This window comes from Lacinutrix himadriensis (genome assembly GCF_001418105.1).
In the GTDB taxonomy this organism is placed as follows: Bacteria; Bacteroidota; Bacteroidia; order Flavobacteriales; family Flavobacteriaceae; genus Oceanihabitans; species Oceanihabitans himadriense.
The window spans coordinates 138,189-151,833 of record NZ_LIQI01000027.1; the positions used below are offsets into that span (position 1 = coordinate 138,189).

General features: G+C 32.4%; 13 protein-coding genes. 6 read left to right on the forward strand and 7 right to left on the reverse strand.

Going from position 1 to position 13,645, the window contains the following annotated elements; all coding sequences use genetic code 11:
• The first annotated feature begins 69 nt into the window (after positions 1-69).
• Positions 70-462, forward strand: coding sequence for a hypothetical protein (locus AMD28_RS13780; RefSeq protein ID WP_241492518.1), 393 nt, complete (start codon positions 70-72; stop codon positions 460-462).
• Complete coding sequence (locus AMD28_RS13785) at positions 459-3,212, forward strand: DNA gyrase/topoisomerase IV subunit A (protein WP_055444726.1); 2,754 nt, start codon at positions 459-461, stop codon at positions 3,210-3,212. Before AMD28_RS13780 ends, AMD28_RS13785 begins: the two co-directional genes overlap by 4 nt.
• A gap of 181 nt (positions 3,213-3,393) precedes the next feature.
• On the opposite strand, the gene AMD28_RS13790 is transcribed toward AMD28_RS13785, so the two are convergent.
• The 3 genes from AMD28_RS13790 to AMD28_RS13800 all read right to left on the reverse strand — a co-directional run bounded on the left by AMD28_RS13790 (position 3,394) and on the right by AMD28_RS13800 (position 5,110).
• Entirely contained in the window at positions 3,394-4,179 is a 786-nt protein-coding gene (locus AMD28_RS13790) for a TerC family protein (protein WP_055444727.1), read from the reverse strand.
• A 34-nt stretch (positions 4,180-4,213) separates the two neighbouring features.
• Positions 4,214-4,582, reverse strand: a complete 369-nt coding sequence (locus AMD28_RS13795; RefSeq protein WP_055444728.1) for a hypothetical protein — start codon at positions 4,580-4,582, stop codon at positions 4,214-4,216.
• A gap of 99 nt (positions 4,583-4,681) precedes the next feature.
• Entirely contained in the window at positions 4,682-5,110 is a 429-nt protein-coding gene (locus AMD28_RS13800; RefSeq protein ID WP_055444729.1) for a helix-turn-helix domain-containing protein, read from the reverse strand.
• 304 nt (positions 5,111-5,414) lie between these two features.
• Between AMD28_RS13800 and AMD28_RS13805 the strand changes: the two genes are divergently transcribed.
• The 3 genes from AMD28_RS13805 (at position 5,415) to AMD28_RS13815 (ending at position 7,548) form a co-directional block, all read left to right on the forward strand.
• Positions 5,415-6,572 carry a M14 family zinc carboxypeptidase gene (locus AMD28_RS13805; protein ID WP_055444730.1) on the forward strand — a complete coding sequence of 386 codons (1,158 nt, stop codon included), beginning with the start codon at positions 5,415-5,417 and terminating at the stop codon, positions 6,570-6,572.
• Positions 6,573-6,636: 64 nt separating this feature from the next.
• Positions 6,637-7,116: an Lrp/AsnC family transcriptional regulator gene (locus tag AMD28_RS13810; RefSeq protein WP_055444731.1), complete on the forward strand. Its 480-nt coding sequence runs from the start codon at positions 6,637-6,639 to the stop codon at positions 7,114-7,116.
• A 60-nt stretch (positions 7,117-7,176) separates the two neighbouring features.
• Complete coding sequence (locus AMD28_RS13815) at positions 7,177-7,548, forward strand: DinB family protein (RefSeq protein WP_338035240.1); 372 nt, start codon at positions 7,177-7,179, stop codon at positions 7,546-7,548.
• A 143-nt stretch (positions 7,549-7,691) separates the two neighbouring features.
• Here the strand turns inward: AMD28_RS13815 and AMD28_RS13820 are convergent, their stop codons facing one another.
• Entirely contained in the window at positions 7,692-7,967 is a 276-nt protein-coding gene (locus tag AMD28_RS13820) for a hypothetical protein (protein WP_055444732.1), read from the reverse strand.
• Between the two features lie 79 nt (positions 7,968-8,046).
• Positions 8,047-9,114 (reverse strand): 3-dehydroquinate synthase, encoded by a 1,068-nt coding sequence (gene aroB / locus AMD28_RS13825; protein ID WP_055444733.1) that lies wholly within the window; start codon positions 9,112-9,114, stop codon positions 8,047-8,049.
• Between the two features lie 96 nt (positions 9,115-9,210).
• On the opposite strand from aroB, the gene AMD28_RS13830 reads away from it, so the two are divergent.
• Positions 9,211-10,383, forward strand: coding sequence for a proline dehydrogenase family protein (locus tag AMD28_RS13830; RefSeq protein WP_055444734.1), 1,173 nt, complete (start codon positions 9,211-9,213; stop codon positions 10,381-10,383).
• A gap of 82 nt (positions 10,384-10,465) precedes the next feature.
• Here the strand turns inward: AMD28_RS13830 and AMD28_RS13835 are convergent, their stop codons facing one another.
• Together AMD28_RS13835 and AMD28_RS13840 are read right to left on the reverse strand one after the other, a co-directional pair.
• Positions 10,466-12,832 (reverse strand): GumC family protein, encoded by a 2,367-nt coding sequence (locus AMD28_RS13835; protein WP_055444735.1) that lies wholly within the window; start codon positions 12,830-12,832, stop codon positions 10,466-10,468.
• 11 nt (positions 12,833-12,843) lie between these two features.
• Positions 12,844-13,632, reverse strand: a complete 789-nt coding sequence (locus AMD28_RS13840) for a polysaccharide biosynthesis/export family protein (RefSeq protein WP_055444736.1) — start codon at positions 13,630-13,632, stop codon at positions 12,844-12,846.
• Positions 13,633-13,645: the final 13 nt, after the last annotated feature.

The following is a 13,645-nucleotide window of genomic DNA, read 5'->3' on the forward strand; positions in this document are numbered from 1 at the left end:
AAAAATTTCATAGTTTCTATATATTTTATACTTGTAATATTTGCTATTATCTCTGCTATAATGTTTAGAATGTTTAATGAAATTAGTAGTAATCCTTTAGTCGTTTTCTTAATTATAGTATTAAGTTTTAGCTTACTATTTTTTGCGGTACATTCTATCTCCAAATTTTTTGAGTATGATAGTGATGGCATGAAGGTAGTGGTTACTAATAAAGGTTTATTATTATCCGATAGGTTTAATTATAGAGAACATACTGTAGAGTTCAATAAAACCGATTTAAAAGGTTTTAAGTTTAATAACTATGTAGTGTACAATACTTTGGTATTGCTAATAAAGGATAAAAGTGGTACTTCTAAAAAAGAACGATTTAATGTTACTTTGGTTTCTAAAAAGAAACGAAAATACATCAAGCAATCTTTAAATAAAATGATTAAAAACAATAGAAAATTAGCTAGTTCATGATAGAGGGAAATGATGATTTGGTAAATGAACAAAACGAAAACATAGAACCGCAAGAAACCATTACTCGAGTTACAGGAATGTACAAAGAGTGGTTTTTAGATTATGCATCGTATGTAATTTTAGAGCGTGCTGTTCCTGCAATTGAAGATGGTTTTAAACCGGTACAACGCAGAATCATGCACTCCATGAAAGATCTAGATGATGGACGTTACAATAAAGTAGCCAATATTGTTGGGCATACCATGCAATACCATCCGCATGGAGATGCAAGTATTGCAGATGCTATGGTGCAAATCGGACAAAAAGATTTGCTAATCGACACACAAGGAAACTGGGGAAATATACTAACTGGAGATAGAGCAGCAGCTTCACGTTATATTGAAGCGCGTATTTCTAAATTTGGATTGGATGTTGTTTTTAATCCGAAAATCACCGAATGGCAAGCTTCTTATGATGGTAGACGAAAAGAGCCTGTAAATCTTCCGGTAATGTTTCCGTTGCTTTTGGCACAAGGAGGAGAAGGAATTGCGGTTGGTTTATCGACAAAAATATTACCACACAATTTTATCGAGTTAATTGATGCTTCTGTAAAACACTTACAAGGAAAGCGATTTACCATTCTTCCAGATTTTCCTACTGCAGGAATTGCAGATGTTACTGGTTATAATGATGGTTTAAGAGGAGGAAAGGTTCGCGTGCGAGCAAAAATCTCTCAGTATGATAAAAATACATTAGTAATTACAGAAATTCCTTTTGCTACCAATACTTCGTCTTTAATTGATTCTATATTAAAAGCGAATGAAAAAGGAAAAATAAAAATAAAGAAAATTGAAGACAATACTGCGGCCAATGTAGAAATTTTGGTGCATTTACCTTCCGGGATTTCTCCAGATAAAACCATTGATGCTCTATACGCATTCACCAATTGTGAATCGTCTATTTCTCCTTTAGGTTGTGTTATTGAAGATAACAAGCCTTATTTTGTTGGTGTTTCAGAAATGCTTCGTCGTAGTACAGATAATACGGTACAGCTTTTAAAGCAAGAATTAGAAATTAAACTTGGCGAGTTTCAAGAACAATGGCATTTTGCTTCCTTAGAACGTATTTTTATTGAAAAACGAATCTATCGCGATATTGAAGAAGAAGAAACTTGGGATGGTGTAATTCAGGCCATCGATAAAGGACTTCAGCCACATATAAAACATTTAAAACGTGCTATTACAGAAGAAGATATCACGCGTTTAACTGAAATTCGAATCAAGCGTATTTCTAAATTTGATATTGATAAAGCACAACAAAAAATTGATGCACTTGAAGAACAAATTGCAGAAGTAAGACATCATCTTGCAAATCTTATCGACTATGCTATTGCATATTTTACAAGATTAAAAAAGGAATATGGTGAAGGACGTGAGCGTAAAACAGAAATCAGAATTTTTGATGACGTTGATGCTACAAAAGTAATTATTCGTAACACAAAGCTGTATGTCAATAGAGAAGAAGGTTTTGTTGGTACTTCGTTAAAAAGAGACGAGTATGTTGGCGATTGCAGTGATATTGATGATATTATTGTTTTTACCAAATCGGGTAAAATGATGGTTACCAAAGTAGATAGTAAAACTTTTATTGGAAAAGATATTATTCATGTTGCTATCTTTAAAAAGAAAGATAAACGTACTATTTATAATATGATTTACCGCGATGGTAAAGGCGGACCTTCCTATGTGAAACGATTTGCCGTTACCAGCACAACTCGAGATAGAGAATATGATTTAACCAATGGGAATTCTAGTTCCGTAGTCTTATATTTTTCTGCAAATCCAAATGGAGAAGCAGAAGTGGTTTCTATAATATTACGTCAAGTTGGCGGAGTCAAAAAACTGAAATGGGATTTAGATTTTTCAGATGTATTAATAAAAGGAAGAGCATCTAAAGGAAACGTTGTTACAAAACATGCGGTTAAGAAAATTGAGCTCAAAGAAAAAGGAGTTTCTACTTTAAAGCCACGCAAAATTTGGTTCGATGATACCGTGCAACGATTAAACGTAGATGCAAGAGGAGAATTAATTGGAGAATTTAGAGGAGAAGATAGATTGTTAATCATCACACAGTCTGGAATGGTAAAAACCATACTTCCAGAAATCACAGCGCATTTTGATGAAGACATGATTGTGTTGGAAAAATGGATTCCTAAAAAACCAATTTCGGCAATTTATTTTGATGGTGAAAAAGAACGCTATTATGTAAAACGTTTTTTAATTGAAGTAGAAGGAAAAGAAGAAAGCTTTATTTCAGAACACCCAAAATCGCAATTGGAAATTGTTTCTACAGATTGGAAACCAATGGCAGATATTGAGTTTAAAAAAGAAAGAGGAAAAGATAGAAAAGATAATGTAGAAATAAATTTAGAAGAATTTATTGCTGTAAAAGGAATTTCAGCTTTAGGAAATCAACTTACTAAAGACAAAGTAAATCAAATAAGTTTACTAGATCCTTTGCCTTATGAAGCTCCTGAAGAAATTCCAGCCGAAGAAATTGAAGTGGTAGAAGAAGAGAATGTTGCGGAAGAACCGGTTGTTGAAAAAGTTAAAGAGGAAAAACCTAAAGAGGAAAAGTTTAAAGAAGAAAAAGTAAAAGAAAGTCCAAAAGCAGAAAATGCTAAAAAAGAAGAACCTAAAAAGGAAGACGAAAAACCTGAAGACGATAAAGAGCTTCCTGAAGGTGAAGACGGACAAATAACTTTGTTTTAATACTTTGTCATTCTGAACTTGTTTCAGAATCTATATAATTATAATAAATCTTCCAATGTTGTGGAAAATACCAACATTGGAAGAAAAATATTTATCATTTTAAATTCGGAATGGCATTTTTAGTATGTGCTTATTTTGAGGTTATTGAATAACCTAAATGGAGACCAGTTTTAAGAATGTTTTATTTCTTCCTAGTAATTCTATAATTAATAAACTCTACCATTAATGAGAATGCAATGGCAAAATAAAGATATCCTTTAGGTATTGCGCCAACCGTTTTTCCAAATAAATTAGTGTGTGAAAGGTGAGCAGCTTCAGTAATTAACATAAAACCAATTAGAATTAAAAAAGATAATCCTAAAATCTGCATACTTGGATGGGCATCTATAAACTTACGTATTGGGTTTGCAAAACCAATCATAATTGCAATAGATATCACAACAGCAATAATCATTAAAACTAAAGTGTAGTAGTGGTTTTCATGCAAACCATTTGTCATACCAACAGCAGTTAAAATAGAATCTATAGAGAAAATAAAATCAATAATTATTATTTGCGTAATGGCTTGCGATAAAGAGGTTATCTTTTTTCCTTTTATTTCGTCTTCATCATGACTTGGTGTTTCTACTTTTTCTCTAATCTCTGATGTGCTTTTATAAATTAAAAATAATCCTCCAACAAACAGTATGATGCTTTGCCAGCTTATTGCTATTTGTAACCAGGAACTTTCAAAATGAAAAAAGGGTTCGCTTAAGCCGACTAAAAAAGAGACGAAGAACAACAATATAATACGTTGTACCATGGCTAGTAGTAAACCAATGTTTGTTGCTTTGCTACGCTGCTCTTCTGGTAATTTATTTGCAGCAATAGATATAAATACAATATTATCTATACCTAAAATAATTTCTAAAAACGTTAAGGTTAATAGTGCGAATAACGCATCACTAGTAAGTAAAAAATCTAACATATCTATTTGCTATTTATTTCATGGTGTTAAAAAACTATTTCTTGAAAGCTTTTCCTTTTTGTTTCAGCTTTTCGCCAACATAAGAATACTCAAAAGTATACGATCTATCTGTTGTTGTGAGGATTTTTAAATGCACGTCTTTACGTTCTGCCATGTTTTTAGGGTTCATGGTCTTAAAGATCATTTCGCAGTCGTTAATCCAGCGTACTTGTGCAGAATCTGTTTTACCTTGGTACACTTCTATTTGTAAATCTTTAGTTCTTGTAAAATCAGATTTATAAACCACAGAGTCAATTATAACTTCGCTATAAAAACTACCTGTTTTATAATCTGTACAATTTCTCTCTACTTGGTAACAACTAGAAAAACTTATAAGTACTAAGGCAACCAGAAAATATCTCATTAAAAATCTTTTATACAAAATTAATAATCTTTTCTGTTATAATACATCTTTTTGCTAAAAGTCGTAATAATCGTTTATTTGAAAATTTTAGGTACTAGTTTATGAATTGTTGAAATTTTGAAAACTACCGTCGGTATAAAAAATTACAATGCGTTCTATTTTTTTTTCGGAAGAAGTGTTTAAGGAAAAATTAGAAGAAGATGGATTCGGAATTTCTACATTTTCATTTTTAGGAGGGGGTATTGTTTTTTCCACTTTTTCCACTTTCGGAGTTTCTGGAATTTTTTCTTCGGTTTTATTTTCATTTGGAAAAACTCCTTTTCCATTCATCAACCAATATAATTCTACTTCCGGAAAATGGGAGAGTACCTTCATTACAAAATCTAAACTTGGCTTATTTCTGCCGGAAAGAATATGCGAAATAGTAGAGCGTTGCACGCCAACTTTCTCTGCAAAAGAGGAAGCACTTTCTCCGTAAAAATCGATGACTTTCTGTAGTCTTTTTGTAAATCCTTCGGTGTTTATCATTGTAAACAAGTTGTTTTGTTTTTATAACGTTACAAATGTAAACATTATTTTGTTAGCACTATTGTATTTACTTGTTATATTTGATTGTAGTTGATTTTTTACTTTATATAATTAAATCTAATTAACTGAAAATAAGATATTTGATTGTTAAATTTAAATTATGTTAAATTTTTCTAAGTGATTTTATGTTTCGTCTTGTAAACGCTATTGTTTTTGTTTAACAATGTAACCAAAAGCACTGTGTAATCTTGTTTACAATTGTAAATTATCAATTGTTTACCTTTGTAATCAATACAAATTACATATGGAATTAGAAACCTTAAAATCATTATATAAAGAACACAAAGAAGCACGGCTTTTTGGACGATATATTCACTCGGAAAGCATAGCTCCTCTACTGGAAAAATTAGCTAAAAAATGCGAAGTTTTAATGGTAGGGAAATCTGTTCTTCAAGAAAATATTCATACTATTACCATTGGGTCTGGACCGAAAAAAATATTAATGTGGTCGCAAATGCACGGAAATGAAAGCACCACAACGAAGGCGATTTTCGATTTATTGAACCTTTTATTAAGTAGTGAAGAAGTTTCAGAAGCTATTTTAAAGACTTGCACGATACAAATTATACCTATTTTAAGTCCCGATGGCGCAAAAGCATATACACGTGTTAATGCGAATCAGGTGGATTTAAATAGAGACGCGCAAAATCTTTCGCAGCCAGAGAGTGTTATTCTTAAAGCCTGTTTTGAGACTTTTAAACCTCATTTTTGCTATAATCTACATGGGCAACGGACTATTTTTAGTGCAGGAGACACAAACAACTCGGCAACGGTATCCTTTTTAGCTCCAGCACAAGACGAAATCTGTACTATTACTCCTAATAGAAAGAGAGCAATGGAGGTTATTGCGGTTATGAATGCTAATTTACAGCAACAAATACCAAATCAAGTTGGTGTTTATGATGACGCTTTTAATATTAACTGTGTTGGTGACACCTTTCAAACTCAAAACATACCAACAATTCTTTTTGAAGCTGGTCATTATAGGGACGACTACACGAGAGAAGTGGTGCGAGAGTATATTTTTCAGTCTTTTGTAGTTTCGTTGAATTATATCGCTAAAAACACGGTTACTGGAGATGCGTATGCTTCTTATTTAGATATTCCTGAAAACCATAAGTGCTTTTATGACCTTATTATTAGAAACGCTAGAATAGTGCAAGATGGAGATTTGTTAGATATAGCTATTCAATATCAAGAGCGATTATTAGCGGATTCTGTTGCGTTTGTTCCTAGAATCGAAAAATTTACAAGTCTAAATCAGTTTTTCGCACATCGGGAAATAGAGGCTAATGGAAGTGTGGTGGAAACGGTGAAAAAAGAGGCAATAATTATAGGTTACGAAAACGATTTAGTAAAGTTGAAAAATGAAGGAATTTCATTAAAATTAACAAAATCTTGAAATTTAGTATATATAAATCAATAAAAATGTATTATTTTTGAAGAAAATTTAATAATACAATAAAATGGCTAAGTTCAAATTAGACGAAATAGATCATCAGATTTTAGATATGTTGATTCAAAATACGAGAGTTCCTTTTACAGATATTGCGAAAAAATTATTAATTTCTGCTGGAACTGTGCATGTAAGAGTTAAAAAAATGGAAGATGCAGGAATTATCAAAGGTTCTTCATTGACTTTAGACTATAAAAAACTTGGTTACTCCTTTATTGCTTATGTTGGGGTGTTTTTACAGAACACATCGCAAACAAAATTTGTTTTAGAGCGTATCAACGAAATACCAAATGTAACTGTAGCGCATATTACTACAGGGAAATTTAATATTTTCTGTAAAATTAGAGCGAAAAATACAGAGCACGCAAAAGACATTATCTTTAAGTTAGATGATATTGAAGGTATTTACAGAACAGAATCGATGATTTCTTTAGAAGAGAGTATAAACGATAAAAAACGATTAATGCATTCTATTTTTAGCGAATTATAGAAGTTATATAAACACGTACTAAGCCCTTTTTTTTAAGGGCTTTTTTTATTCCTTAAAATTATGAAAGTAAAAGATTTAAATGCTTCAGAATACAATTCTTATTATGGGACTTATATTGCTAAGGCTAGTGATTTAAGCTTGTTAGACGGTTTGAGTGACAGTTTTAATACAACGCTTAGCTTTTTTAATAATTTACCAGATGACAAGATGGAGTTCGCTTACGCGGAAGGAAAATGGAGTGTAAAAGAAGTGTTGCAGCATATAATAGATACAGAACGCGTGTTTGCATATCGTGCTTTGCGTTTTTCTAGAAATGATAAAACGGAATTGCCGGGATACGATCAGGATGCATATACGCCTTCTAGTGAAGCAAACAGAAGAACGAAAGCTTCGCTTATTGAAGAATATACACATATAAGAAAACTACAATAAGTTTGTTTGAGAGTTTTACCAACGATATGCTTTTACAAAGCGGTAAAGCAAGTGGAGGAAACATGTCTGTTAGAGCGATAGGCTTTATTATCATAGGTCATGAAAAGCACCATTGCCAAGTGATTAAAGAGCGATATCTATAATTATTCTTCTTCTTCGTTAATAATAATGTGTCCAGAATCGTTTAAAATTACATCATCATTACTATCAAAATTAGTCATGGTGTAATGTAATTTGCTGCTTACTTTTACTAGGTAAATAGCGTCTTCTGTTTTCACTTCAACCGCTTCAATAGTTTCGTTTTTATGGTTATCAAACACTATAATGTCGTTATCTCCATAACCATCTGGAAATTTTTGTGTTAACAAATCCAGGAGTTCTGGAGTTAGTTTTTTGTAGTCTACAATTATTCTTCGCATAACTAGAGTATTTAAGTTAATAAATCCAAGTGTTTTCTTTAACTAGCGAAATAAAGTTACAAAATTTTAAACCAAAAAGTTACGAAGCGTAAAAATTAAATGCTTCTAATATTAATTCGTTAGAAACTTTACAGTTGATTTTTGGTTTTCCAATAGCTTCAAGAAGAACAAAGTTGATGTTACCATGTTCGTTCTTTTTGTCGTATATAAGTAGCTCAATAATAGGAGCGTAGTCTTTTTCGTCGAAAATTACTTTACCAAAAACACTTGTGATTGTTGTTTTTATTTCTTCGTTTATAGTGGTGTCAAGACCAACAAGTTTGGTAGAGATATAGCTTGCTAAAATCATACCTACAGCAATTGCTTCACCGTGAAGCAATGATTCTTTGTCTGCGTTGCTTAAAAAATAAGACTCTATAGCGTGACCTAGTGTATGTCCGTAGTTTAAAGTTTTCCTAAGGTTTTCTTCATTAGGATCTTGCTCTACAATATCTTTTTTAATGACTATAGATTCGTAGATAAGCACGTCTAAATCTTTAGTTGTTTGTTTAGAAAGATCTAGAAATTTACTCCAATACGTCTGGTTTGAAATTAATCCGTGTTTTAGCATTTCGGCTAAGCCAGAGCGCATTTGGTTTTCTGGTAGTGTTGCTAAAAAAGCGGTGTCTATTAGCACCATTTCAGCAGTATTTATAACTCCGATTTGATTTTTTAGATGTCCTAAATCTATTCCGGTCTTACCGCCAATGGAGGCGTCCACCATGGCAAGCAAAGATGTAGGGATATTTATAAAAGAAATACCACGTTTAAAAGTAGAAGCCACAAAACCACCTAAGTCTGTAATTACACCACCACCAACATTGATCATTAAACTTTTTCTGTCTGCTCCATATTCGGATAAAGCTTCCCAAAGTCCTAAACAGATATCTAAGTTCTTGTTTTCTTCACCAGATTCGATCTCTAAAACATCATACGTTATTTCAGCGTCTATATTTGCTAGTACAAAAGGAATGCAATCTGCATTCGTATTTTCATCCACTAAAAAGAAAATTTTAGAATAATTTGCAGCTTTTAAGTGTTCATTTAAAGAAGTATAAGCGCTTTCATTAAAATAGATACTGTAATCTTGTGTGGTAATAGGTGTCATTAACTATAGAATTATTTTAGGGTAAAAATAAGGAGAAATTAATCAAATTTGGTAGACTTCAATTATATTTGTTCTATAAAATTTAATAATCGCATCATGCAAACGGATAAAATATTTGAAAACACAGAAATTGCTTTCGCATTAAAAACAGATACGCAATTAGAGCGTGCTTATTTTTTGTTTAAAATGATTTCTAATGAGCCTTTGGTTCGTATTGGTACTGCAGCTACCAACTTTGCTTTAAAAGCTAATCTGCCAATTGAAGGTTTGATACGTTCTACGGTTTTCGATCACTTTTGTGGTGGTGTAAACGAAGAGGATTGTTTGTCTGTTATAGAGAACATGTACACTAAAGGAGTGAGTTCTGTTTTGGATTATTCGGTAGAAGGAAAAGAAAGTGAAGTAGAATTTGATGCAGCGATGCAGAAAATATTGAAGATTGTAAATTTTGCTGATGAAAAAGAAAGCATGCCAATTGTGGTTTTTAAACCAACTGGTTTTGGAAGATTTCATTTATATCAGAAATTAGGTGAAAGAGGAACGCTTACTTCCGAAGAGCAAGAGGAATGGAATAGGGTAGTTGCAAGGTTTGATACGGTGTGTAGAGCTGCAAAAGAAAAAGATGTTGTTGTTTTAATTGATGGTGAAGAAAGCTGGATGCAAGACGCAGCAGATGATTTGGTTACACAAATGATGCAATTGTATAATACTGAAAAACCTATTGTTTATAATACATTACAAATGTATAGACATGATAGAATGGGTTTTTTGAAAAAAGAGACTGCTTTAGCGAAAGCTAATAATTACTTTCTTGGCTATAAATTGGTTCGTGGTGCTTATATGGAAAAAGAAAATGAGCGTGCAGAAAAGAAGAAATATACTTCACCAATTTGTGTTAGTAAGCAAGCAACAGACGAAAACTTTAATACAGCTGTTGCGTATACCTTAGATCATTTAGATATTATGTCTGTGTTTGTGGGAACGCACAATGAAGATAGTAGTTATTTGGTTATGGATTTAATGAAAACTAAAAACATAGCGAATAAGGATTCTAGAGTTTGGTTTGGACAGCTTTATGGTATGAGTGATCATATTAGTTACAACCTTGCGCATTATGGGTATAATGTAGCGAAATATATTCCTTTCGGACCAGTTAAAGATGTGATGCCTTATCTTATCCGTAGAGCGGAAGAGAATACGTCTGTTGCAGGACAAACAGGAAGAGAGCTTACTTTATTGAAGAAAGAAAAACAACGTAGAAAGGGATAGTTTGCAAGAAGATTAGTTCTGATTTTAAATTTAAAAACCCCGAAAATTTTAATTTTCGGGGTTTTTTATGACATATTAAGTGTTAGCTAGATCTTTTCCACCATTTTTTCTTTGAAGGATCTTTACCATAGCCATAGGTGTAGCTTCCACCTTTTTTGTGGTCTACAGCGTTTAATAAAATAGCCATATTTGGTAGGCGTTTTTCGGTGTACATGGTTTGTGCTATATGTAATTGACGTTTATCGATGTAGTTAGCTCGCACTACATACACAAACATATCTGCATACTTACTAATTAGTAGTGTATCTGTAACTAAACCAACAGCAGCGGTGTCTACAATAATGTAGTCGTACTTGTTTTTAACAGCTTCAAATAATTCTCCAACACGATCACTCATTAATAACTCAGAAGGATTAGGAGGTATAACACCCGACGGAATTACATCTAAAAAAGGATTATCTTCTAATTTTGTTGTTACCTCACTAGCGGTAAGCTGTTTGTTGCCAATAAAATTAGTGATTCCTATGTCGTTTTTAATTTTTAAGTAGTTAGTCGCTTTTGGTACGCGAATATCTGTTTCAATTAAAAGTACTTTCTTTTCAGAAAAAGAGAGCGAAGAAGCTAGATTTATGGAGGTGTGTGACTTTCCTTCTTGACTAGTTGTGGAGGTAACAAAAATGATTTTAGCTCTGGTTGTGATGTCTTGAAGCATAAAATCAATATTGGTTCTTACCATTCTAAAAGCCTCTGCTTTTGAAGAGTAGTCCACTTTGTCAATTAACTTTTTACGGTTATTAGATTTTGGTATATCACCTAAATAGGGTACATCTATATTCTTTTTAATATCTTTTATTGTGTGCACTTTAGAATCTAGCAATTGGAATAAATAGATTAGTCCTATTGGTAAACTAGCTCCTAAAATAAGAGCAGATAAATATATTATTGGTTTTATAGGTGAAATTGGTTTTCCGCCAGCATATCCTTTATCTACTATTTTAGCGTTAGGAGAGGAGATACCATGAGAAATCGCTGCTTCTTCACGCTTTTGAAGTAAGTATAAATAAAGGGACTCTTTTATGTTTTGTTGTCTTTGGGTGTCTCTAAACTGTCTTTCTTTTGTAGGTGTAGAATAAATCTTACCGCTTATCTTGCTTGCTTTTTCACTTAAAGCGCTTAATGTAATTTCATTAGAGGATTTGATGTTGTTTAAGTTCTGGTTTAAATTACCTTTTAGCTCATCAATCTGATTGGTTAGATTTACAACGGTTGGGTTTTTTTCACTAGAATGCTTTAATAGTCGGTTTCTTTCTATAACAAGATCATTATGTCTTCTTGTAATTTCGCTAATGGAATTTTCAGCAATACCAATATTTGCTGGTAATAAATCGGAAGATTCACTGTTTTCATCTACGAAATCTTTCATGTAATCAATTAGCTGAATTTGATTCGTAGTGGTTACTATTTGAGATTCATTATCTCTTTCTGTTTGTAAAAAGATATTAGACTGCGTTGCTAAATCTGATAATCTGTTTCTTTTTTGAATGGTTTCTGCAGTTAAATCTACTTGACCTAGCTCTCTAGAAACAATTTCAAGTCTGCTGTTAATGAAGTCGGAAGTAATTTCTACTACTTGCTGCTTGTCTTTAACAACATCATTATTGTAAACCTCGATTAATCTGCTTAAAAATAAGGATGCTTTTTCTCTATTGTTATTGGTGATCGATAATTTGATAATACTAGAGTATTCCTTGGTTTCAATACGTAAATCGCCTTTAAAACTTCCAATTATTTTACTGATTGGAGAAATTTGAATGGTGATATTGGATCCAATTTTAGCTGCGTACTGTCCAAGGTTTGGGGTTATTATAATATCTCCAAATCCTGTTTTTATAGGTTGACCAAAACTATGTAATGTGCCTTGATCTTCTATGTTCTGATCTTTTGATTTCCATATTTTTTCACCTTCTGTTATACCTTTAAGCAGGAATTGTGTTTTTGAATGTATTTTTACATTCATTATGGTGTCTGCTTGAAAAAGAACGGAGTCTGTAGCGCTAAAATTTAAATTTAATGGCGGATTAGCGTATACTTCGTGATTTTGAATTCTTCCTTCTACATAATATTGAATGTTGAATTTTAAATCTTTAACAACTTGTTCTATTAGCTCTCTGGAGCCAATAATTTCGGCTTCATCTAAAACATTATTAAGGTCTTTTTTGAATAACCCGTAATTTTGTAACGAGGAAAGCTCAGGTAGTTTCGTGCTTTGTCTTTCGTCTTTAATTTGTATAGTTGCGCTTGCTCTGTATTGATAGGTGGCGTATCTCAAATATAAATGCGCTAAAGCTATTGCGACAATTACGCATAAGATCACTAGTTTCCATTTACTTAAGTATGGATCTACTAAATCTCTAAAATGCTCTTTTTGATTTGCAGCGTTATTATTCATCGGTAGGCTTTTTAATTTACAATAATTGCAGTTAATGATACTATTACGGCAAGTGCTGAAATTACAACTGCAGTGTTTTGGTTATAAGATGAAGAGCGTACTTTAGCTTTGTTTGGCGATATATATACAACATCGTCTTGTGCTAAGTAATAGCTTTGGTTGTTTAAAACAGAAATGGATGTTAAATCGAATTTAGAATACTGCTTTTTACCATTATTATCTCTAATAAGTAATACGTTATCTCTTCTTCCGTGAATGGTTAAATCTCCGGCATAACCTAAAGCTTCCGATAAAGATATTTTTTCGTCTTCTAGAACAAATGTTCCAGGATTACGTACTTCTCCTAATACCGTGATTGTAAAGTTTATTAGTCTAATATTTACAATTGGATTTTTTAAGTATTCTTTTAGTCTAGTTTTTAGTAATTCGGTTGCTTCTGTTCTGCCTAGGCCTCCTATTTTTATTTGTCCTAATACAGGGAATTCAATATTACCATACTTATCCACTAAATAGGTCTGCATTTTGGTGCTTCCTTGTGTTACAATTGCAGATTGGCCTTCAGATATGGTAGGAAGGTTAAATGGTCTTGCTGCTTCTGGGTCTAATGACGAAACAATTATTGAAATTTTGTCGTTTGTTTTATAGACAACATCTGTGTTAAAGTCGATAGGTTCGTAGTTTTCAAGAGTTTCGTCTTGAAAGTAAGCGACTTCTTGTGTTGTTGCGCAAGACGCGAATAGAAAAAGGGCTAATAGCGTAGCAACAATACTAGTTTTTGGTTGGTTAAAAATTGGTTTCATGATTAATAGCGTT